Source organism: Anabaena sp. EIM26 (genome assembly GCF_057568715.1).
Window position 1 is genome coordinate 343,955 of the sequence record NZ_CM172472.1, and the last position, 21,070, is coordinate 365,024.

Here is a 21,070-nt window from a genome sequence, read left to right on the forward strand (position 1 = left end):
TGTCAATCTTTATTTTTGGATTGACATAAAAAGATAGATACTTTATTTATTTGGGACAATAAAATTGCAAAAAATATGAGATATGAACAATTGGCTAACTTTAATGGCAAAATCTATTTTTTCTGTTTGCCAAGAGAGGAAAAAGAGGGAAAGGATCAATTCCAGCATTTATTTATTTGTTTAGCGGAAGGTTTTCGGGAATTGGGGGTATCCTTTTTCTCAAATATCAATTATTGGCAAGAATTACCTGAAAAAGCAGAATATCTCTTTCGCCATGATCCAGATATAACGCCGGATGATTGCTCTATTGTTGTATTTAACAATAACTGGTTTAATAATAATTATCCTCTGCCAGATAATTTATTTCATGCCAACCGTAAATATTTAACTGTTTATTTAGATGGCAACGACAATGATAAAGATTATAATAAGCGCCCCGAATATAGGCAATTTGATTTTATTCTCAAGACTCATTATAATCGACACTTGAATTATTTGGATAACTTTTATCCTTGGTCGTTTGGTTTGAGTCAGCGGATATTACAAGAATTGCAATCAGTACCAAATTTTCAAGATAGAAAAAGTCAGATACTGGTAAATTTTCGGCATTGGCGAACTGGTCATCCCGTGAGAAATATTAGTTCTAATTTATTAATACCAAAAATTAGCAATATTTGGCAAATCAATAATAGTGTCGATAATGCAGCTAATTGTTCAACTGAAGCATATCATTATCTCCACTGGCGACAAACTGGTAAACGTCACTACCCGACTTACTATGAGCGCTTGAAAAATTCAATGGCTTGTGCTTGTTTTGGTGGTTTTTTTGTCCCTTCTTGGCCTAAGAATTCAGGCGGTTTAATTAATAATAATATTCAGCGGTTGATGACTAAATTGAGATTAAAGTCACACACTATTGTGCAGTGGGATAGTTGGCGATTATGGGAATCATTGGCAGCAGGATGTGTTACCTTTCATGTGGATTTTGAAAAATATGGTATTTTCCTTCCTGTCATGCCTCAGAATTGGCAGCATTATATTGGCATAGACTTAGACAACGTACAAGCAGCTATAGACAGAATTGCAGATGAACCAGAAATTTTAGAGACAATTTCTTTAGAAGGAAGGAAATGGGCGCTTCAGCATTACAGTCCAGTCCCGACTGCATTACGCTTTTTAGAAACGGTTTATCAACAGTCAATAACTCAGAAAGTTGAGGTGGAAACATTGTTGTAAATTTAAATAATTTGCGTATGTATCAATTTATAAATGTTAATTTTCATGGGGCGATTAGTAGAAGCTAAATTTGACACTGTAACGGCTAAGAATGATGTCTATTAATTTTAAATTACCAGAACCATTAGTGAGCGTGATTATCCCTACTTATAACAGGATGGGATACTTGAAAGAAGCAATTTCTAGCGCAGTTACACAGAGTTATCAAAATATTGAAATCATTGTTTCTGATAATTGTAGTCCAGAGAATCCTCAATTTTTAGTTGAATCTTTTGCTGATGCTCGTATTAAGTTTTATCGGCATCAAGAAAATTTGGGAATGTTAGCTAATCAAATGAATGCCTTCAAGATGGCAAGAGGTAAATATGTTGCTAGTCTTCATGATGATGATATTTGGCATGAAGATTTTTTAGCTAAACTTATACCACCGCTGGAGGCTGATTCTAATTTAATTATTGCTTTCTGTGACCAATACATTATCAACGCTCAAGGTAAAATTGAACCCATTATTACTGAAGAAAATACACGCTATTACAAGCGTGATCAAATTGGTTCAGGCATCCATGAGAATTTTAGTAAAATTGGTTTGATTGATAAAAGTATAGCGACGGCGGCAGCTTGTGTGATTCGTAATGGTTTGATTGATTGGAATCTCATCCCAGCGGAAGTTGGTGGTATGTGGGATTTATATTTAACTTATCTATGTTGTGTATCAGGATATTCTGCTTATTATTGTCCAGAAAAATTGACATATTATCGTGAGCATGAGCAAACTGACACGATGCTCAGTGGAAGACGCAATATGCAGGCGAAAATTCGTAAAGCTAAAAGTGAAATTTTTTGTTATGAAGTGTTTATGGAGGATGTGAGACTTAAGGAATTTCATGGACATTTTAAAAATCTATGGCTAGAAGCTAATACAACTTTAGGTATTGGATTGCTAGGTGATAAACAAACAACAGTAGCACGTTCTTATTTTTGGAAAACTTTGGTTGAGCAAAAATTTAATTTGCGAACTTTAACTGCTCTGACGCTCAGTTTTGTGCCACCAAGATTAGCTCATAAAATATTGGGTGTTTCTTAATTATTAAATTAATGTGCAAGAGGTAGTGAGTGAGACTTTGTATTGTTACCCACAAAATTAGGAAAGGTGATGGTCAGGGACGAGTAAACTATGAAGTTGCGATGGAAGCGCTTCGTCGTGGTCATAATTTGACATTATTGGCAAGTGAAATAGCACCAGAGCTAGAACAGAATAGGGCAGTTGATTGCGTGGAGATTCCTGTCAAAGGTTTTCCTACGGAATTTATCCGTAATTTTTTATTTGCCAGAAAAAGTGGTGATTGGTTGCGCCAAAATCGTGCGGAAATTGATTTAATTAAAGTCAATGGTGCGATTACTATGGGTGTTACGGATGTGAATGCTGTGCATTTTGTCCATAGTTCATGGTGGCGATACCTGCGATCGCACCAGTCACCATCTCAAAATGTCTATGGGCTATACCAATGGCTGTACACGGCAATGAATGCCTATTGGGAAAAACAGGCTTTTCGTCAGGCTAAAATGGTCGTTGCTGTATCTGCAAACGTAGCTGAGGAGTTAGTTGACATCGGCGTACCCCGTGCTAAGATTCGCGTCATTGTCAATGGAGTTGATTTACAAGAGTTTTCTCCTGGTGTGACTTGTCGCCAAGAATTGGGTTTACCAGAAAATGTCACCTTGGCGCTATTTGCAGGAGATATTCGCATTTCCCGCAAGAATTTGGATACTGTGCTTCATGCCTTAGTTCACGTTCCTGATTTACATTTGGCGGTTGTCGGTGAAACCAAAGATAGCCCGTATCCACAAATGGCTGCCGCATTGCAATTGAGTGAACGGGTACATTTTTTAGGTTATCGCCATGATATGCCCCTTCTGCAACGGGCATCAGATTTTTTCGTTTTTCCATCCCGTTATGAACCTTTTGGACTAGTAGTCATTGAAGCGATGGCTTCAGGCTTACCAGTGATTACGGCAAAAACAACCGGTGCTGCTGACTTGGTAACGCCGTCTTGTGGAATTGTTGTCCCCGATTGTGATGATGTTGATGCTTTAGCGGCTGCGCTGAAGTTACTAAATAGCGATCGCACAATTCGCCAGCAAATGGGTAAAGCAGCCCGCACCGTTGCTGAACAACATAGCTGGACGACTATGGCCCAAACCTATGTAGATATATTTGAAGAGCTAATTAAAAATGAGGAACACAGTACTCATCCCCACCTATCGCCGTCCGCAAGACCTATCGCGCTGCCTTACCGCACTGCAAGCCCAAACTAAACCAGTTGATCAAGCGATCGCTATAGTCCGCGATACAGACACCGCAACTCGACAATTCCTCAGCGAATTTCAACCCCACAACCTACCATTACAGATTGTCACAGTCACACAACCGGGAGTAGTCGCCGCTCTTAACGCTGGACTAGCAGCAGTAGAAGGTGATATCGTTTCCATCACCGATGATGATGCTGCCCCCCACCCCGATTGGTTAGAAAAAATCACCGCACACTTTCAAAGCGATCGTTGCATAGGTGGTGTTGGTGGGCGAGATTGGATCTACCGGGGCGACAAAATAGAATCCGGTTCCTGCTCAGTTGTAGGGCGTTTACAGTGGTTTGGAAGAGTAATTGGCAACCATCACCTGGGAATAGGAGAACCCCGCAAAGTTGAAATCCTCAAAGGTGTAAACATGAGTTTTCGCACCCAAGCCATAGGAAAATTACGATTTGACGAAAGAATGCGTGGCACAGGCGCACAGGTCAACTTTGAAATGGCATTCACCCTAACTCTTCAAAGGGCAGGTTGGAAAATGATTTATGACCCCAGCGTCGCCGTAGACCACTATCCAGCCCAACGCTTTGATGAAGACCAGCGCGAAAACTTCAATGAAATTGCCTTAATTAACCTAGTTCATAACGAAACCGTAGTTTTATTAGAACATCTACCCCCTCTACGTCGGATTGTCTTTTTATTCTGGGCAGTTTTAGTAGGCACAAAAGACAGTTTCGGCTTAATTCAATGGCTGAGATTTTTCCCCAGTCAAGGCCAACTTGTAAGTAAAAAATTGCAAGCATCTTTGCGTGGACGCTGGCAAGGATGGCAAACAAATCAATTGAAAAAGGCAGAAGTAACAATTTAGATCGGGATTCAGAGATAGTCACAATTCACAAATTCAAAATTATTTTAGAATCCAAAATCCAAAATCTAAAATCCAAAATGGCATGATTTCCAAACAAATACTTTTTAATAGTTTTTCACAAACCAACTTTTCTCCTCAAGATCGGGCAGCACAGAGTTGGATAGTCATATTAGGCTTCCTCTTACTCACAGCAACTTGCTACTTTACAGGTGCAGCTGGCTTGTTACGCGTAGTTTTTCCCGCAACCTCCTTAGGGGTAGGCATATTCTTATACCTGCGTCATCCCATTCTCTACATTGGCTTCACCTGGTGGATCTGGTTTCTCACACCCTTGCTAACTCGTCTAGTTGACTATCGGATTGGTTGGGACCCCACCCGTCAGATGCTCATTGCCCCCTATTTAGTGGTGTTTGTAACCATAGCGACCTTTGTTAAACACCTACCTAGCGCCATTCGTCAAGGAGGCTTGCCCTTTATTTTGGCATTTGCTGGGGTCTTTTATGGTTGTTTGGTCGGTATGATTTACAATCAACCACTTCCAGTTATACGCGGGTTTTTAGATTGGTTGAGTCCCATTATCTTCGCCTTTCATTTATTTATGAATTGGCGAGATTATCCAAGTTATCGTCAGCACTTTCAGCGTGTATTTACTTGGTGTGTTTTCATCTTAGGCGCTTACGGCATTTATCAATTTGTCCTGGCTCCTGAGTGGGATAAATACTGGTTGATAGAATCAAAAATGTTTACCAGTGCAGGAGATCCCATACCTTTTGGAATGCGTGTATGGAGTACACTACACTCACCAGGCCCATTTGGTACCGTAATGGGAACAGGTCTATTATTATTATTTACCAGTTCTGGCCCTTTGATTTTTCCTGCCTCAGCAGTAGGTTACTTATCATTTTTACTTTCACAAGTTCGTACCAGTTGGGGAGGTTGGTTATTAGGAATAATAATGATTTTTGGTTCGGTCAAAACCAGAATTCAAATGCGCTTAATCACCATAATTTTAGTTATGGCTATGTGCGTCGTACCATTGGTGACTATCGAGCCGATTTCTAAAGTCGTTGCTACAAGATTTGAAACTTTTTCTAATCTTGAAGAAGATGGTAGCTTTAAAGATAGATCAGCCACTTATGACAGAAACCTCAGTCTTGCCCTTTCTAATATTGTTGGTAATGGCTTAGGAAATATCTGGAAAGTCAATGAAAAAACTGGGCAAATAGAAGTAATAGTCATTGACAGTGGCATTTTAGATATGTTTTTCACCTTGGGTTGGTTCGGTGCCATCCCTTATATTGGTGGGTTGCTATTGATGTTAATTAGTGTGAGTAAATATACTGAAGGCAGCTTTGATAGTTTTGTCAGTGCTGCTCGTGCTATTAGTATTAGTTCTTGCGCTCAATTAATTATTTATAGCGGGATGTTGAGTGTAGCAGGCATGATTATGTGGGGATTTTTAGCTATGGCTATGGCAGCACATAAATTCTACCAACATCAAGGTATCAAGATGTAGTTCATCTGTGGTCAGAAAATTTTGGATTTTTGATTGACCCCACAGATAAATCCGGGGGCTTGTACCATCAAGGAATCATTGGTCATTTGTCGATTAACGCTATTATTAATGATGTGCAATATAGGTATTTATAGCATGATACTATTGTGCCATAAGTACCTATTTCCAATAGGATTTATTTTTTCATATTTTCCTATAATTACCCTTATTAATCTGCTCTTTTAGAGCCTATACTGTTATGTATTTTCAAAAGATCACAGAATATCTTTGCTTTGATGGTAAACTCTTTTATACATGGGGTAATTATGAATCAAATTAAGCGGGTAGCAATTGTCGGAGGAAGTCACGGTAATGAATTAACAGGAGCTTATCTAGTCAAAAAATTTCAAAAATATCCAAATTTAATCCACAGAACAAGTTTTGAAACTTTGCCAATACTAGGCAATCCTAAAGCTATTATTGCCGGCAGAAGATATATAGACACCGATTTAAATCGTTGCTTCACAGGAGATAATTTACAAGCGGCCACTATAGCATCTAATTATGAAGAACTAAGAGCAAAAGAAATACTGCAAATACTGCAACCAAAAAACCAAGAATTTGTAGATGCAATTATTGATTTACACACGACTACAGCCAACATGGGATTATGTATTATTTTAAGTGATATGCATCCCATATTACTTCATTTAGCAGCTAATCTAACGGCAATTAATCCTTTAGTGAAAATCTATATTCATCAACAACCTAAGAATAGTGGGTTTCTCCGTTCTTTAAGTAAATTGGGTTTTGCTATAGAAGTTGGTGCTGTAGCTCAAGGTATTTTAGATGCTCAATTATTTCAACAAACAGAACAGCTTATTTATCATGTTTTGAACTATTTTGAAGAATGTAATCAAGGTCAAGTCACCCTCACCAACAACACGCTAACTTTTTACAAATCTATTGGTATGGTTGATTATCCTAGAAATGAAGACGGCGAAATTCAAGCAATGATTCACCCCCAACTTCAATTTAGAGATTATCAACCTTTGCATCCCGGTGATCCGATTTTTCTAACTTTTGAAGACAAAGAGATTCTTTATGAGGGAGAGTCTACAGTTTATCCCATTTTTATTAATGAAGCAGCTTATTATGAAAAAGGAATTGCTATGTATCTCAGTCAAAAGGAAATTATTCATATATAAGCATATACTTAATGGCAAACTGTGCTAATAACTAATACGATTTAGAACCAAACTCTCTCAAGGTAGGTCAATCAGTAATTATCTGAACTTGATATAAATACCTTTTTACCTGCTACTAGTTCTCTTGTTTCTATGACTTTATGAACATTGTATTTTCTCATTAATTCACTGTATACAGTCAATGTTTCCTGATTTACCCGTACAGCGCTGAATCTTTCTAAGTTTTGTTGGGCGCGGAATTTCCACTTTTGCAACTGTTGGGAATCGCTGAGTAATTGTCCTAAAGCATTGGCTAAAGTTTGACTATCTTGAGGTGGGACGAGAATACCCGCTTGCCGATGATCCAAAGTTTCTGGAATGCCATCTACATCACTGGCAATAATTGCACAACCAGCTTCTCGTGCTTCTGTTAATACCAAACCAAAGGATTCGCAGTGTGAAGCAAGGACAAAGATATCTGTTGATAACATATAGCGTTGTGGTTCTGCTTGAAAACCTTCAAAATGAATGCGTCGGTGTAGTCCTCTATCGCTAAATGTTTTACTTTGGACAATTTTCTCAAAAATAGGCCGATCTGGGCCGTCTCCTACTAAATATAAATGAGCTTGGGGAAAATCTTGAGCAATGAGGCTAAATGCTTCAATTAAATCACCAATACCTTTGCGGCTATACATTCCGGCTACAGTAGTGATAGCTGGATGATGTAATGCTAGGGGTTGGTAATCTTGAATGTTTCTATGTCGAGGGCTACCTAAGGTGCCGTTGGCAACCACACACAATTTTTTGGCTGGGATACCACGCCGAATCATGGAATCAGCAACTGCATGACTAACTGCAATTACTCTATCTGCTAATCCCATGAGAACAGCACTACGTTGAAATTCATTATGGACAGTAGAAACTAAGCCATAGTTACCACTATTTCTAAAAATTCCCGCCAGCACCACTCCTGTCATCATGTGAGTATGAACAATATCTGGCTGAAATTTTTTGATAATTTCTCGATAACGCCAGGCAGCTTTGATCATGTTGAGTGGTGATCGTGATTGATCTAGTTTAAAGTGCTTAATACCATGATTTGCTAATAATGCTTCATATTCTCCACCTGATGATGCTACAGCAATATGAAGTCCGTTTTTTGCTTGTAAACAGGCTAAGTCTACTGCTACATTGACAATTCCATTACCGATTTGTTGTAGATGATTTGTAATATGCAAGATTCTCATTTAATTTTTCTCCACGGCAATTATTTTTAGCAAATATCATGATGCTCCCTAATGTAGATATAATCTTGAATTAAATCTAAAGTAGATAATTTACCAGTTAATAAGATTCAGATTTAAAGAAGATTTCTTCTGAGTATAAGAATCGTTTGATAAAACCACGAGGTAGATTTTGTATTTGAGAGGGATAGGCGGCGATTGCTCTTTTTTTCTTTTCTTGCACCGAGGTAATTGAAAGCCGATAAGCTGCGCTGATATCCTTTAACTTCAAAAGGATAAATAAAGGCGCTCTCCAAAACACCCAAATAGGATACTGTAATAGTTCTACTATAATTCCTGATTGGGTGATTGCCTCCTGAACTAAATGATATGTAGCTTCATGATCTTTATGACAGTCTTTACGATGGGGAACATAAACTTCTCCTGGTTGATAAAGTTTTAGTAGTTCAGAAATCTGATTAATTATCTGTTGTCTTTCCTCTGGCTTTAAATCTGGTAAACTTCCATCTAGCTTATCCAAAAAATGAATTTCTGAAGGTTTTACTCCCAAAATTTCTAATGCATTTAAGGATTCTTGTTTGCGAATATGAATAATTTTATTTTGAATATGTGGATCTGAACCATGAGAACCTCTGCCATCTGTCAAAAAGGTGACAACTACTGGTATTTCTTGTTCTCTTTTCCGTGCAATCATCCCACCACAACCAAAGGTTTCATCATCTTGATGGGGAGAAAACACCATTGCTGGTTTTTGACTAAATTTTAGTGGCTGACTTCCCCAAGTCAAAATCCATTGTGTAAGTAATTGGGAATGAATATATTGTATCTGATTGAGAAAATCATTAGGAATTAGTTTTTCTAATTTAATCAGACTAGTTTTATCCATTTTTTTTGCTTATTTATTATAATGTGTATTAATACTTATGAAATATTGATGAAAATTATAATTTCCCCTTGAGACTATTTAAAAATCAGCAACCAATAAGTATATGTTATTCATCATAATTAAATATGCTCTCCAGTATTTATTGTTTTTGTAAAATTGCGCCATAAATATGAAGGAAAATTAGAAGTAACTTAAGAGTTATTTTCTACTTAAATATGGCAGATGACTTTACATCCTCGATTGTATTGCATCTCACAAAAAAGCGCTATATAAACGCTACTATAACTTCTATCAATAATTTATTTGACGAAACTTGATATAAATTTTTTCGTTCCCATACTCTGTCAGAACTTACGCAAAATGTGATCGAAAACCTGATTCTTCCGTAGCGGTAATTCATGAATTACCGCTACTTTCTTTGTGTTGTGTGTTAGAGAATGCCACGCTATGCTATCAATGACAGTAGAGGCAGAGCCTCTGTGATAGCATTCCTAGTCAAAGACTAGGAACGAGATAAACGAGATAAACTGAGCTTATATTGAAACTAATGAGGAATGTGCTGTACCCAGACAGTAGTCAATTTTTTGAGTAAATTTTCAGCTTTTGCCTCAAGTTTAAAAACGATAGATAATCACTTTTCCGTTCATATTTTCTTCTACAAAGACTAAGTATTCACCATTAGACCTGCGAAAAGCCCGGATACCGTGGGGAATATCAACCCAGCCACTTTCTCCACCAACTTCAGGGCCGGGTCCGAATTTGTGTAGGAGTTTTCCTGTTGCAGCTTTATAGACATACACCTCTGCGGTTTTGACTGTCACTGCGAAGACATAATCGCCGGCTACACTCATAGCTGCGGTGGAAATTTCTCGCTTCCCTGTAGAGTCATAGGGAACTACTGTTCGCCATTTGGGGGTGCGATTTCCTTTACTCCAATTATCAAAGCGGGCAATTTCTGATCCGACAACTCCAGTATCATCACCAGAAGCTGGATGTTCTGCGGTGAAACCTGACAAGTACATAGTATCTGTTTCAGGAAAATACTCAATTCGCCGCAAATCTTTAAAGACGCTGGGAGTCTTGTGTTTTTGCATGGAATTATAAGTATAGATGGGGTTGCCTTTGCTATCTAATCCCTGTAAAGGATAATGGCGAATTCCATCTTCTGTTCGCAAGGTTTTCCAAACATCACCTTTGTTGTCAACCCACCAACCACCTATGTAGGGATAATCTTTGCTGCTGTCGTACTCTTTTTGATCAAATGCACCGTTTCCATTACTATCTCGCCAAATCCATTCTCCTTGGGTTGGTTGGTGGGGAGGCCAATTCCCGTTGATAGATTTACCTTGGTCATTAGTTCCTACAAATAACCCGGCTGGAATAGCAATTTTACCGTCTGTAGCGGGTTGGAAGCGATAAATTTGCAGTAAGCTGCCAAACATATCTGTGAGGAATAAAAAAGGCTTTCCTTGAATACGACGGGCAAAGGTACCATCTGGGGATGTGTGTAAACGAGGATCTTGAGGATATTTGAAAGGATTAACTGTGTAGGCTTTATAAGTCCACTGTTTACCCACTGGTTTACTATAATCCATCAAGTATTCTTCATGCTTGGTGAATACATTTATACCATCGCTTTTGGGGTCAGTGTCTGCATTATCTACAAATATCAAGCCTAGTAATTGCCATTGTTGTTTTCCAGTGGCTGAAAATTTTCTTAAATCTGTGCCTGATTTGTTAAACCCATTGTTGTTGATATAGATATTACCGGCGCTATCTGTACCGACTCCGGTAATTCCATAGAGTTTCAAGCTTTGCACTTCACCAGGGACACCGCCATAGATACCATTTTTATCGCCGAAAGTTCCTACTTGGGAAGGTTTGCCTTTAATTGTATAAATTAGTACTTGTTGCCGGAGGCTATTGTCTGCCACTAATAGTCTATCTTGTTTGTCTAGTGCGATCGCTGTAGGGTCAACAACATCTACAATTTGTTCAGGCAATTTTTTACCAGTTTGGGAATAATGCACAACCTTACCAGCGGTGCTACCTTTTTTATTTTGAATAATCCATAAATCTCCTTGAGGATCAATAGCTATTTCTCCCGGATTCGTAACCGCAAAGCTGCCCATTTTTTGCATTGTTTCAGTATTATAAATACCCACAATGTTATCAATGGCATTACTCACAAATAGCTTATTACCTACAATTGCTAAACCAGTGACTTCACTTTTATCACTGGTAATTAACATACTTTTATCCCAGCCATTACCGCCAGAAAAAGGTACAGTTTTCCCCGCTAAATTATAACGTCGCACACAGTACCAAGTTTTACCTTCTGGAGGATAACCTTCTTTTCCATTATTCATCCCACTCTGAGACATAGCAACATAAATATACTTGCTATTGACTGTCACCGCTTTCCCACCAAGACGATTCCAGCCGTGAAGATCTTCTAGAAACCCGATAACTTTACCATCTTTATATATTCCTGCTTCTCCTCCTGCTTCATCCCAATAACTATTAGTGTAAATTTCACCATTTGCAGTTACATACATTGCCTCTACATTATTTTGTACTCGCAACTTTCCCTTGCCGATAGTGTTACCAAGCCAAGAAGTTGTATATGTAAATGCAGGTGCTTTAGCCGTTTCTTTTTGAGAAATTTGATTAGTAAGATCAGGTATTTTGGAAATTGGATGAGTAATGTTAGATGTTTTAGTTGTTTCTGCTTTAGAAATTTGATTAGTAAAGTTAGATACTGTAATGCTTTTTGTCGTAGCCTGATCTATCATCATACCTACGAATATTGCCATTAAAAAACAAGTTAAACCGAGAAAAATATTGAAAGCTATTTTTCTCTGCCAATATCTGCTCTGAATTGATCTTTTTATAAATTGATTAAGTGTTTGGCGGTTTTTTTTAAAGTGTGAGATTAATATTTTGATCATGGAATTACTATGATTGCATATCGGCAGCTATCATTACTTCTCTATGAAGTTATGAATGTAGATGAAATTGTTATATTTAGTTTAATTTACTAAATACTATCAAAAATGAAATTTAGCTCAAGAAATTAAAACTAATAGTTAGGAAAATCATCGTAATTAGTCTTAAACTTGGCTTATGAATGTCTTTGTTGCACCTATTTACTTCATACATTCTGCCTAAATAAGATAAAATTCATCTTAATTATGCTTAGGTATTGGCAGAACACATGAATAACCTAACAAATAAATAGCATTGATCATATATTTTCATCGAAACTTTATCAAGACTATATATTTTTTTTACAGAATAGTTATATCTAAGTGGCAAATATTATTTTGCCTTATAAAGTAATATTTAATACAAATTAAATATTAAATAAATTCTTTAGATAGAGGTTTTATTAAACTAAGATATTCTACACTACCATCACAACTTGTGGGCAATAAAAATACTTTTTATTTTCTGGTTGACAGTCAAATTAAAATGGTTTACAAAGGAGTTTTCTATCTTTTGAAGATATTTATAGGATTGCCATATCTACCCGATACTCTTCGGTTAAGGAGTGTATAGACGTTCTATGGTTAGAGGTTTTCGTCTCTACAAGGGTGTACGAATTTGCCTAACTGAACAGTATTATCTATACTCACAACGGCTTAATCACTCGATTCTATCGGTAGGCGTAAAGCAAAAGCTCAAGGGAACAGGGAAAAAGCGTTTATAAATCATTTAGGATTGCTATATATACTTATTGTAGTATTCGTGAAAATGTCTAGCTACTTTTTATAAAAAACTCTAAACAGAAAATTTACATATACTTTTTGACTCGCTATATCTAAAAAATTATTAATTTATTCAAAAATAACCTGATTTGTAATTTTTTAAAATGTAAAGAGTTTGAATTGGGTATGGACGCGAACAGAAGTAAGCTCAATTCATTAGAGGAGATAATTAGGTGGAAAGTAACGAAAAAAATATTGATTCATCCTCTGCATCTATTTTAACCTTAGGAACAGGTTGGTTTCCTAAAAATCCAGGAGGATTAGAAAGGTATATTTATGAACTAACTCATAAATTAGCTGCAAATCAAGACCGGATAGAATTATGTGGAGTTGGTCTACCAAATACTGAAGAAGATACACCAGTTAAATTAACTAATTTAGCATCTCCCGATAGTCTAATTTGGCAGAGGTTATGGTCAATTCGTTCTAATTTCCAAAAAACAAGATTAGATAAACCTGATGCTATTAATCTACATTTTGCATTATATAGCTTTCCAATTTTAGATCTTTTACCTAAAGAAGTACCAATCACTTTTAATTTTCATGGGCCTTGGGCTTCAGAAAGTCAAGAAGAAGTAACAAATCAGAAACTTAGTATTTGGTTGAAGCAGCAGCTAATAGAAAAGAAGACTTATGATCGATGCGATCGATTTATTGTTCTTAGCAAAGCTTTTGGTCATATTTTACATCAAAAATATCAAATTTCTTGGGACAAAATCAATATTATTCCTGGTGGAGTAGATATTTATCATTTTCAAAATAATTTATCACGACAAGAGGCTAGAAGACAACTCGGTTGGCCAAATAACAATCCCATATTATTTACATCTCGTCGCCTTGTTTATCGTATGGGAATTGACAAATTATTGCAAGCAGTAGCGGCAATTAAACCAAAAATCCCTGATATTTGGTTAGCAATAGCTGGACGTGGACATATTCAAACTTTACTCCAAAAACAGACTCAAGAATTAGGTTTAGAGAATAATGTTAAATTTTTAGGTTTTTTACCAGATGAACAATTACCTATTGCCTATCAAGCTGCTGATTTAACTGTTATGCCTAGTCAATCTTTTGAAGGGTTTGGATTAGCAATTCTTGAATCTTTAGCTTGTGGTACTCCTGTTGTATGTACTCCTGTGGGAGGAATGCCAGAAATTTTACAACCATTTTCACCGGAATTAATTACTGATGATATTAGTACTAAAAGTATTGGAGAAAAATTAGAACAGGTATTGTTAGAAAAAATCTATTTACCTTCCAGAGAACAATGTCGTCACTATACAACTACAAATTATGATTGGAATCATATTTCTCAAAAGGTGCGGCAAATTTTATTAAATTAAATTTGTTATATTATTATAATTTCTGTGGATATTATTTAGATATCCGTGAAAGATGTGGGTACATTATTAGACATATTTGAATTTGATTACTGTGTTTATATAAAGAAACTAAAATTGGGTTTTGGTATTTTTAGGAGTTCACATGAAAATTCTTTTTTTAGACCAAAGTGGTAAGCCAGGTGGTGCAGAATTATGTTTATTAGATATTGCTAAACCATATGCTGAAAGCTCACTTGTTGGTTTATTTGCAGATGGTGATTTTAGAAAATTATTACAACAACATCAAATTCCTGTAGATATTTTAACAACTCAATCACTTCCAGTTCATAAACAAAGCAGTTTATTACAAGCGATAGGTAGTTTAGGAAAGCTTATACCATTAATTAATCAAGTAGTTCAACGTGCTAGAGAATATGATTTGATTTATGCTAATACTCAAAAAGCCTTAGTTGTTGGTGCAGTAGCGAGTTTTTTAGCTCGTCGTCCCTTGGTTTATCATTTACATGATATTCTTTCCCCAGAACACTTTAGCCAAACTAACCTGCGGGTTGCAGTTACTTTAGTAAATCAGTTTGCTTCATTAGTAATTGCTAATTCCCAAGCTAGTAAAACAGCATTTTCAGAAGCGGGAGGAAAACCAGATATTATTGAAGTTGTTTATAATGGGTTTGCAGCAAATAATTACCAAGTTTCTGAAAATGATGTTAGAAACATCAGGCAAGAATTAGGACTAGAAGAAAAATTTATTGTTGGACACTTTAGCCGGCTTTCTCCTTGGAAAGGACAGCATATTTTAATTAGCGCCCTAGCTAAATGTCCGCAAGATGTGATAGTTATGTTAGTAGGTGATGCTTTATTTGGTGAACAAGAATATGTGCAAGAATTACACCAAAAAGTTACTGCATTGGGATTGGGAAACCAGGTGAAATTTTTAGGATTTCGCTCGGATATTCCCCAATTAATGACTATGTGTGATTTAGTAGCTCATACTTCGACTGCACCTGAACCTTTTGGAAGGGTTATTGTGGAAGCTATGCTGTGCGGTAAACCTGTCGTTGCTGCTAAAGCAGGGGGAGTAATGGAGTTAGTAGAAGATGGAATTAATGGTTTTTTATTTACACCGAATAACCCTGATGAATTAGCACAGGTGATTAATACTTGTATTAATGAAACTACAAGAACTGCGACTATTGCTAATAATGCTAAAATTAATGCTAGTCAGCGTTTTGATGTGACGACTATTAATCAACAAATTGCTCAATTATTGAATTTAGTAATTAAACCTAAAATACAATGAGCGATTCTAGATGAAAATAATGAAGCCCGTGGATTACGGGCTATATTAGGTGGTAGAACTAATTTATGCGGCTTCCCGTCTTTGTGAAGAAATATTGACTTCAGGAAAAGGAAGGGAAAGCTGTTCTGCTGGTGAAACTGTTGCTTCTTCTAACACTGTGACTTGAATGTTGACACTGACTAAATAATTACCTGTATCCGCACCCACTGCTTCAGCAATTAACTTGGCAATATCTGGACGTTTCGCGGTTAACGGATCACGTAAAATATATCTATCCCATTCATGCTTTGCAGTTGGATTAAGATTGAGAATGTAGTGTTTCATCATAAGATTAACCGTTAAATCCATCTTCTAGAAGGCTTTTAGAGACAGGACTTACGCACTGGAATATTTAGTAGGGTGCGTTCGATGTCGCAAATCTGTTGATACTAAGCAATTTATAGGTCTGGCCTATCCTACAAGAGACATTGTGTGTGACACTTGCGTAAGTCCTCAGAAAGTGGATGCTATAGGGTTATTATAGTACATTAGTACTATTTTGGCAAGAGTGGAGAATAGTTTTTTGAGATTTTCCTAGTTTTGAGGAGTAAACTGTCGTAAAACTTAGGAATTACCCAACTTTCTAGGTTTGATATTGCTTTTTTAAACTATCCAACTTCGATTCCTTAGGATCGAGGATTTCAGTAAATGTCAAGATTCTAGGAAATGCTGGGATAATGAATATAGTCCTAGGTTCTGAATAGAAATTTCTCCAGGTGATCTAAGGGGTCAAAAAAGTAGAAATTCCGATATAAATGAATATATAACTCTTTGTTTGTTTCACTTTGTCCCAACCTAACGCAGTGCGTAATCTGCAAGAAACTCATTTAAACCGCGCCCGTGCTAGTCTTAGACAAGCACTATCTTGGTATGGATATCTCCGCAAGTCTGGACAGCTATCATCTCAACCAGAATTGGCAAGTTTGGTAAAACCAGAAATAGAAGCTTTAACTGCGACACTCAATAAACTAGATTCTAATGTGATTAGAATTGCGGCTTTTGGTTTGGTGAGTCGTGGGAAGTCTGCGGTTTTGAATTCTTTGCTAGGGGAAAAAATCCTACAAACTGGCCCTCTCAATGGTGTAACTCAATGGCCTCGTTCGATTCGTTGGAAACCAGGGGGAAAGGTTTTAGTTGAATTAATTGATACTCCTGGATTAGATGAAATTGAGGGGGATTCAAGGGCGCAAATGGCGCGAGATGTGGCACGTCAGGCTGATTTGATTTTGTTTGTTGTCTCCGGTGATATTACTAGAATAGAGTATCAAGGGTTACTAGAATTACGCCAAGCTCAAAAACCTCTGATTTTGGTGTTTAATAAAATTGATTTATACCCAGAAATAGATAGAAAAGCTATTTACAAAAATTTACAGCAATTGGGGGCAGGAAATCTCCAAGCTAAACCTTTATTACCTGATGAAATTGTGATGGTAGCGGCTGAACCGGCACCGATGGAGGTGAGGGTAGAATATGCAGATGGGAATGTGAGCTATGAATGGGAAACGCCACCACCACAGGTTGAGGAACTTAAGCAAACCATACTTAATATACTAAATCGGGAAGGGCGATCGCTCTTAGCTTTAAATGCACTCCTGCAAGCACGGGACTCAGAAGCATCTATAGCTCAAAAAACTATTGATTTACGCCAAAAAGAGGCAGAAGATATCATTTGGAAATTTAGCAAATATAAAGCTCTTGCGATCGCTTTAAATCCCATTCCTGTTTTAGATGTTATTGGTGGGGCCATTACCGATTTAGCTTTAATTCGTTCTTTAGCTAGATTCTACGGTTTACCAATGACTAGCTATGAAGCTACTAACCTATTAAAAACCATTTTATTCAGTTCTGGCGGTTTATTGTTAGGAGAAATAGGCAGTAGTTTAATGTTAGGTTTAGGTAATAGTACTGCTGTTCTAGCCAGTGGTGATAATCCTCTGAATATTACTACCTTTGCTGGTGGTGCATTAGCGAAGCTCACCGGAGGTGTTGCTCAAGCTGGTATTGCCGCCTATGGTTCTTATACTATTGGTAAAGCTGCACAGGTATATCTAGAAAAAGGCTGTACCTGGGGACAGTTAGGAGCTAGTACCGTTATTCAAGAGATTTTATCTCAAGTTGATAAAAATACAATTTTGTATCGGTTGAGAGCAGAATTAGGGGGAAAATTCGGAGAATTTTGAAAAATTGATATGAAGTTGCAGAGAATTAAGATATCAAGAATAATTGAACGCAGATGTAGCTTGCTTCCCGAAGGGTACGCAGATAAACGCGGATAATTTAATTGATATCATTATTCTGTGCAGCCTTACATAAAATTGGTATTAATTAAGTTGCAATTTAAAACCAGCAAAAAATTAATAAAATCTTCCACCAAGAAAATAGTTATCTCTATGTTTTCGTTACACAAACAGTATAGAGATTAACTAAAAAGTATTTTTTGAATTGTTACCTTTGATCAGAGTTCAACAAAGTCCAAAAATTAATAAGATGCTGAAACCATCTTATTTTGTAGAGCTTATCTAACCGGAAAGTGTGAGCTTCCTGATACGAAAGGCAGCTATCAGTCAATATTTATCTCAACAGGTGAAAGTATCATGACATCTTTAGATGGAGTTCAAGCTGCTATTAACTCCGATAAAAATAGCACTCAAACAATTGAAGCAGCGATTCTCGAAGCAATTGTTGAAGCTCGTGCAACCTGTGAGGAAAATGGAAGTAATTCTCCTAATTGTGCAGTAGCTTGGGATATTGTTGAAGAATTGCAAGCCGAAAAAGCACATCAAAAACAGGCACAACATCACAAAACTTCCCTAGAAAGCTATTGTGAAATGTATCCAGATGCTTTAGAGTGCCTCATCTACGACGTATGAATTTGTAGCAGTAAGTTAACGTGAGTTCGACATAAGATAATTTGTGGAAAACTCGCCACAAGTAGGAGTTTCAAACCCTTATTCTCTCGCCCTTAAAAATCATAACTCCGTTCGCGTAGCGTCTCCGCAGGAGAAACTCCGAACTCACGTTAAGTTAGTCAGGACTTACGCAAGTGTCACATTTAATATCTTCTGCCTGTGCGTCAGATATGGTAAATCTGTTGATAATAATCAATTTATAGGTCTGACTCACCCTACAAAGTAAGCCAGTTGCGTAAGTCCTGTTAGTTTCTCTGAGGTTTCATTTACTATCCTTTTCGCTTTTTGTCGGTGCATGAATAATTAAGCTGAAAAATCTGGAATTTGCACAACCCAATTGAAAGGAAACACTTTTTCAGCAAACCCTAATTATTTCCTATACTTTAGGGTTTGACGGAAAAGTGTAGTTTTATTTATAGATAAAACTTAATTAAAGAAAAATATACATAAGTTATTTCAATCATAATTTTCCAAGAAATGTAATCTACTATATTTATTGAGAATTAGCCCAGTTTTTTATCAATAAGGTTGAGAATATTTGCAATAATTCAACGAGTTTACTAGGGTCTTGACCTTTTTAGCTTTTATGATACTATGACTATATGAATAATCCAAGGGTGTTTTATATTTAAAATTAGAAAATAAGTGTGTGTGTTCTTCAAACTAACCTGCTTAACTATATTGATTCATATTCCCAAGGATTAATAATCTTAATACCACACTCTTCAAAGTCAGAAACATTTCGCGTTGCTATAGCTGCTCCATGAGTGTAACAAATAGCCGCAATCTGAGCATCAGCTTGAGAAATCGGAGTTCCATTTTTTCGTCTTTGGGATGCAATATTAGCAAATGCTACCGCAGCATTTTGATCAAAGGGAAGAATACGTCCAGCGAAATCTTCAGAAAACATCAGTTGTGCTGCTTGAGTGAGTTCATCTCGTCGTTTTCCCTCAGAGAGTATAGTAATTCCATAGAGAATTTCTGCTTGAGTAATTGTTGTGGTAAACAGACTCATTAAGGGTTGTTGGTTTGTCCAATTATATCATGTCCGCCTAATCACTTACGATAAAATATATGTGTCATACTGAGCGGAACGTAGTGCAGCGTTCGCGGAGCGTCTCGTAGAGAAGTATCTCGGAGATTCTTCACTTCGTTCAGAATGACAAGCATTTTACCGGACATGATATTACGAACTGCTTTAGACTTTTTAGACTTCATCAGTTCTGACAATACATTGGTATCAAGAATAATCATTCTTCAAATGTTGATACAGTACGGATAGGTTCTCTTACTATTTCTGGTAATTCAAAATCTCCGAAATTCGCAAACCTCTTTTCAATCAGAGTTGCTAGGTTTAAGGAATTTTCGTTATTTTCTATCAGAGTCATGTAAAGAATTTCTCTGGCTTCTTCTTCTAGAGAACGTCCGTGTTTTTCTGCTCGTTTTTGCAGACGAGATTTGATTTCATCATCAAGGTTAGAAATAATAATATTGGTCATATAAAAAACAAGCCTCAATCAGATTTCTAGACAATTTTACTTTAGGATTTTTTATGCCTAACCCACTTTACAAATCAGGTAGCCTTGCTTGTGCAGAGGGTTAGGGGTAGGGTTTCAAAAAAGCGGTTAATTAATCCTTTACTTACTCCTGAACTGACCTAGTGAAAGCAAGTCTGACAAGTTAATTTTCAAAGCAGAAATTATCAAAATGACCGTTTTTACCAGATTATTTAAATTTACCTGCCAACGGGGATAGCCTTTGTGCAACATTTCCCGATTCACTTCATACAAATCACCTAACCATTCTTCCCGTCGTTCTGGGGGAAAAAGATAAGCAATTTGGGAAGCTATCCACCTACTAACCCAAGTTTCCGCAGATTCAAATTTCTTATATTTGCGTAATCTATTATTTAGCTGAGATAACTTTTCTAGTTTTTCTGCTAATTCTTCTAAATCATTAACCATTTCTTGGGTGATTAGTTCTTCTGCAACTTTGATAATTTCCTCTGATTTTAAGGATGTAATTTCCTCCAGATGATGCATATTAAGTTGCAGTTCTCTAACACTAAATTCCCAATCATGGTCTTCAAATTCTATACCGATTGTTTCCCTAACTAGGTTGCCAGGTAAGTAAATTGGAACGGAAAGATTGGAAGGCTTGGAGGGTGGCAACGCCGCTACCTGTAAGTTTATAGTAACGTCGTCTTGCTCCGCCTCGTTCTTCACGCGCTTCATCTCCCCAACGGGATTCAACCAACCCTTTCTTTTCCAAAGAATGGAGAACAGGGTAAAGCGTGCCAATGCCCATTTGACGCTGACCTCCACTAGCTTCTTCCATAGCTTGCGGAATCTGCAAACCATAGAGTTCTTTGTTGTAGAGGGCAAGGAGTACGAGTTCTTCGCGGGGCGAAATTTCGACATTGGTTGAGCCTTTATTTAATACTTGTTGGTTGTTTTTCATCACATTCACCAGCTTCTCTGTTTTCCTAA

The 21,070-nt window shown here is 37.0% G+C and carries 17 protein-coding genes and 1 pseudogene; 10 read left to right on the top strand and 8 right to left on the bottom strand.

All coding sequences use genetic code 11. The annotated features are described in order from the left end of the window. Positions 1-75: 75 nt before the first annotated feature. The 6 genes from AC012T_RS01370 to AC012T_RS01395 all read left to right on the top strand — a co-directional run bounded on the left by AC012T_RS01370 (position 76) and on the right by AC012T_RS01395 (position 7,114). Positions 76-1,236 (top strand): glycosyltransferase family 1 protein, encoded by a 1,161-nt coding sequence (locus AC012T_RS01370; RefSeq protein WP_487062544.1) that lies wholly within the window; start codon positions 76-78, stop codon positions 1,234-1,236. Between the two features lie 94 nt (positions 1,237-1,330). Next, positions 1,331-2,320 carry a glycosyltransferase family 2 protein gene (locus AC012T_RS01375; RefSeq protein ID WP_487066394.1) on the top strand — a complete coding sequence of 330 codons (990 nt, stop codon included), beginning with the start codon at positions 1,331-1,333 and terminating at the stop codon, positions 2,318-2,320. 29 nt (positions 2,321-2,349) lie between these two features. After that, entirely contained in the window at positions 2,350-3,552 is a 1,203-nt protein-coding gene (locus AC012T_RS01380; RefSeq protein ID WP_487062545.1) for a glycosyltransferase family 4 protein, read from the top strand. Beyond that, positions 3,470-4,411, top strand: coding sequence for a glycosyltransferase family 2 protein (locus AC012T_RS01385; protein ID WP_487062546.1), 942 nt, complete (start codon positions 3,470-3,472; stop codon positions 4,409-4,411). Before AC012T_RS01380 ends, AC012T_RS01385 begins: the two co-directional genes overlap by 83 nt. An 82-nt stretch (positions 4,412-4,493) precedes the next feature. Further along, on the top strand, positions 4,494-5,927 hold the full coding sequence (locus tag AC012T_RS01390; protein ID WP_487062547.1) for an O-antigen ligase domain-containing protein: 1,434 nt from the start codon (positions 4,494-4,496) through the stop codon (positions 5,925-5,927). Between the two features lie 305 nt (positions 5,928-6,232). Next, entirely contained in the window at positions 6,233-7,114 is an 882-nt protein-coding gene (locus AC012T_RS01395; RefSeq protein WP_487062548.1) for an aspartoacylase, read from the top strand. Positions 7,115-7,185: 71 nt separating this feature from the next. On the opposite strand, the gene AC012T_RS01400 is transcribed toward AC012T_RS01395, so the two are convergent. From AC012T_RS01400 to AC012T_RS01410, 3 genes are all read right to left on the bottom strand, one after another. Beyond that, entirely contained in the window at positions 7,186-8,340 is a 1,155-nt protein-coding gene (locus tag AC012T_RS01400) for a glycosyltransferase family 4 protein (protein ID WP_487062549.1), read from the bottom strand. Between the two features lie 97 nt (positions 8,341-8,437). Next, on the bottom strand, positions 8,438-9,223 hold the full coding sequence (locus AC012T_RS01405; protein ID WP_487062550.1) for a PIG-L deacetylase family protein: 786 nt from the start codon (positions 9,221-9,223) through the stop codon (positions 8,438-8,440). A 614-nt stretch (positions 9,224-9,837) separates the two neighbouring features. After that, entirely contained in the window at positions 9,838-12,174 is a 2,337-nt protein-coding gene (locus AC012T_RS01410; RefSeq protein ID WP_487062551.1) for an NHL repeat-containing protein, read from the bottom strand. Between the two features lie 992 nt (positions 12,175-13,166). Here AC012T_RS01410 and AC012T_RS01415 point away from each other — a divergent pair. Next, positions 13,167-14,336: a glycosyltransferase family 4 protein gene (locus AC012T_RS01415; protein ID WP_487062552.1), complete on the top strand. Its 1,170-nt coding sequence runs from the start codon at positions 13,167-13,169 to the stop codon at positions 14,334-14,336. A 142-nt stretch (positions 14,337-14,478) separates the two neighbouring features. After that, positions 14,479-15,633 (top strand): glycosyltransferase family 4 protein, encoded by a 1,155-nt coding sequence (locus AC012T_RS01420; protein ID WP_487062553.1) that lies wholly within the window; start codon positions 14,479-14,481, stop codon positions 15,631-15,633. Between the two features lie 63 nt (positions 15,634-15,696). Here AC012T_RS01420 and AC012T_RS01425 read toward each other — a convergent pair whose 3' ends face one another. Then, entirely contained in the window at positions 15,697-15,960 is a 264-nt protein-coding gene (locus AC012T_RS01425) for a hypothetical protein (RefSeq protein ID WP_042465568.1), read from the bottom strand. A 515-nt stretch (positions 15,961-16,475) separates the two neighbouring features. On the opposite strand from AC012T_RS01425, the gene AC012T_RS01430 reads away from it, so the two are divergent. Together AC012T_RS01430 and AC012T_RS01435 are read left to right on the top strand one after the other, a co-directional pair. After that, positions 16,476-17,852 (top strand): GTP-binding protein, encoded by a 1,377-nt coding sequence (locus AC012T_RS01430; protein ID WP_487062554.1) that lies wholly within the window; start codon positions 16,476-16,478, stop codon positions 17,850-17,852. 414 nt (positions 17,853-18,266) lie between these two features. Beyond that, positions 18,267-18,542: a CP12 domain-containing protein gene (locus AC012T_RS01435; RefSeq protein ID WP_487062555.1), complete on the top strand. Its 276-nt coding sequence runs from the start codon at positions 18,267-18,269 to the stop codon at positions 18,540-18,542. A gap of 715 nt (positions 18,543-19,257) precedes the next feature. Here the strand turns inward: AC012T_RS01435 and AC012T_RS01440 are convergent. The 4 genes and pseudogenes from AC012T_RS01440 to AC012T_RS01455 form a co-directional block, all read right to left on the bottom strand. After that, positions 19,258-19,620 (bottom strand): annotated as a pseudogene (locus tag AC012T_RS01440) (PIN domain-containing protein); the annotation flags it as partial. Positions 19,621-19,831: 211 nt separating this feature from the next. After that, the gene (locus tag AC012T_RS01445) at positions 19,832-20,080 is read right to left on the bottom strand and encodes a FitA-like ribbon-helix-helix domain-containing protein (protein ID WP_487062556.1); all 249 of its coding nucleotides are present in this window, start codon (positions 20,078-20,080) and stop codon (positions 19,832-19,834) included. A gap of 138 nt (positions 20,081-20,218) precedes the next feature. After that, the gene (locus tag AC012T_RS01450; RefSeq protein ID WP_487062557.1) at positions 20,219-20,752 is read right to left on the bottom strand and encodes a hypothetical protein; all 534 of its coding nucleotides are present in this window, start codon (positions 20,750-20,752) and stop codon (positions 20,219-20,221) included. Further along, positions 20,691-21,041 (bottom strand): PadR family transcriptional regulator, encoded by a 351-nt coding sequence (locus AC012T_RS01455; protein WP_487066396.1) that lies wholly within the window; start codon positions 21,039-21,041, stop codon positions 20,691-20,693. Before AC012T_RS01455 ends, AC012T_RS01450 begins: the two co-directional genes overlap by 62 nt. Positions 21,042-21,070 lie beyond the last annotated feature (29 nt).

Excerpts from the sequence above, each read along its gene's own strand:
- AC012T_RS01370 (WP_487062544.1), top strand. The coding sequence starts at position 76 with ATGAGATATGAACAATTGGCTAACTTTAATGGCAAAATCTATTTTTTC.
- AC012T_RS01375 (WP_487066394.1), top strand. The coding sequence starts at position 1,331 with ATGTCTATTAATTTTAAATTACCAGAACCATTAGTGAGCGTGATTATC.
- AC012T_RS01385 (WP_487062546.1), top strand. The coding sequence starts at position 3,470 with ATGAGGAACACAGTACTCATCCCCACCTATCGCCGTCCGCAAGACCTA.
- AC012T_RS01390 (WP_487062547.1), top strand. The coding sequence starts at position 4,494 with ATGATTTCCAAACAAATACTTTTTAATAGTTTTTCACAAACCAACTTT.
- AC012T_RS01395 (WP_487062548.1), top strand. The coding sequence starts at position 6,233 with ATGAATCAAATTAAGCGGGTAGCAATTGTCGGAGGAAGTCACGGTAAT.
- AC012T_RS01400 (WP_487062549.1), bottom strand. The coding sequence starts at position 8,340 with ATGAGAATCTTGCATATTACAAATCATCTACAACAAATCGGTAATGGA.
- AC012T_RS01405 (WP_487062550.1), bottom strand. The coding sequence starts at position 9,223 with ATGGATAAAACTAGTCTGATTAAATTAGAAAAACTAATTCCTAATGAT.
- AC012T_RS01410 (WP_487062551.1), bottom strand. The coding sequence starts at position 12,174 with ATGATCAAAATATTAATCTCACACTTTAAAAAAAACCGCCAAACACTT.
- AC012T_RS01420 (WP_487062553.1), top strand. The coding sequence starts at position 14,479 with ATGAAAATTCTTTTTTTAGACCAAAGTGGTAAGCCAGGTGGTGCAGAA.
- AC012T_RS01425 (WP_042465568.1), bottom strand. The coding sequence starts at position 15,960 with ATGATGAAACACTACATTCTCAATCTTAATCCAACTGCAAAGCATGAA.
- AC012T_RS01435 (WP_487062555.1), top strand. The coding sequence starts at position 18,267 with ATGACATCTTTAGATGGAGTTCAAGCTGCTATTAACTCCGATAAAAAT.
- AC012T_RS01445 (WP_487062556.1), bottom strand. The coding sequence starts at position 20,080 with ATGACCAATATTATTATTTCTAACCTTGATGATGAAATCAAATCTCGT.
- AC012T_RS01455 (WP_487066396.1), bottom strand. The coding sequence starts at position 21,041 with ATGAAAAACAACCAACAAGTATTAAATAAAGGCTCAACCAATGTCGAA.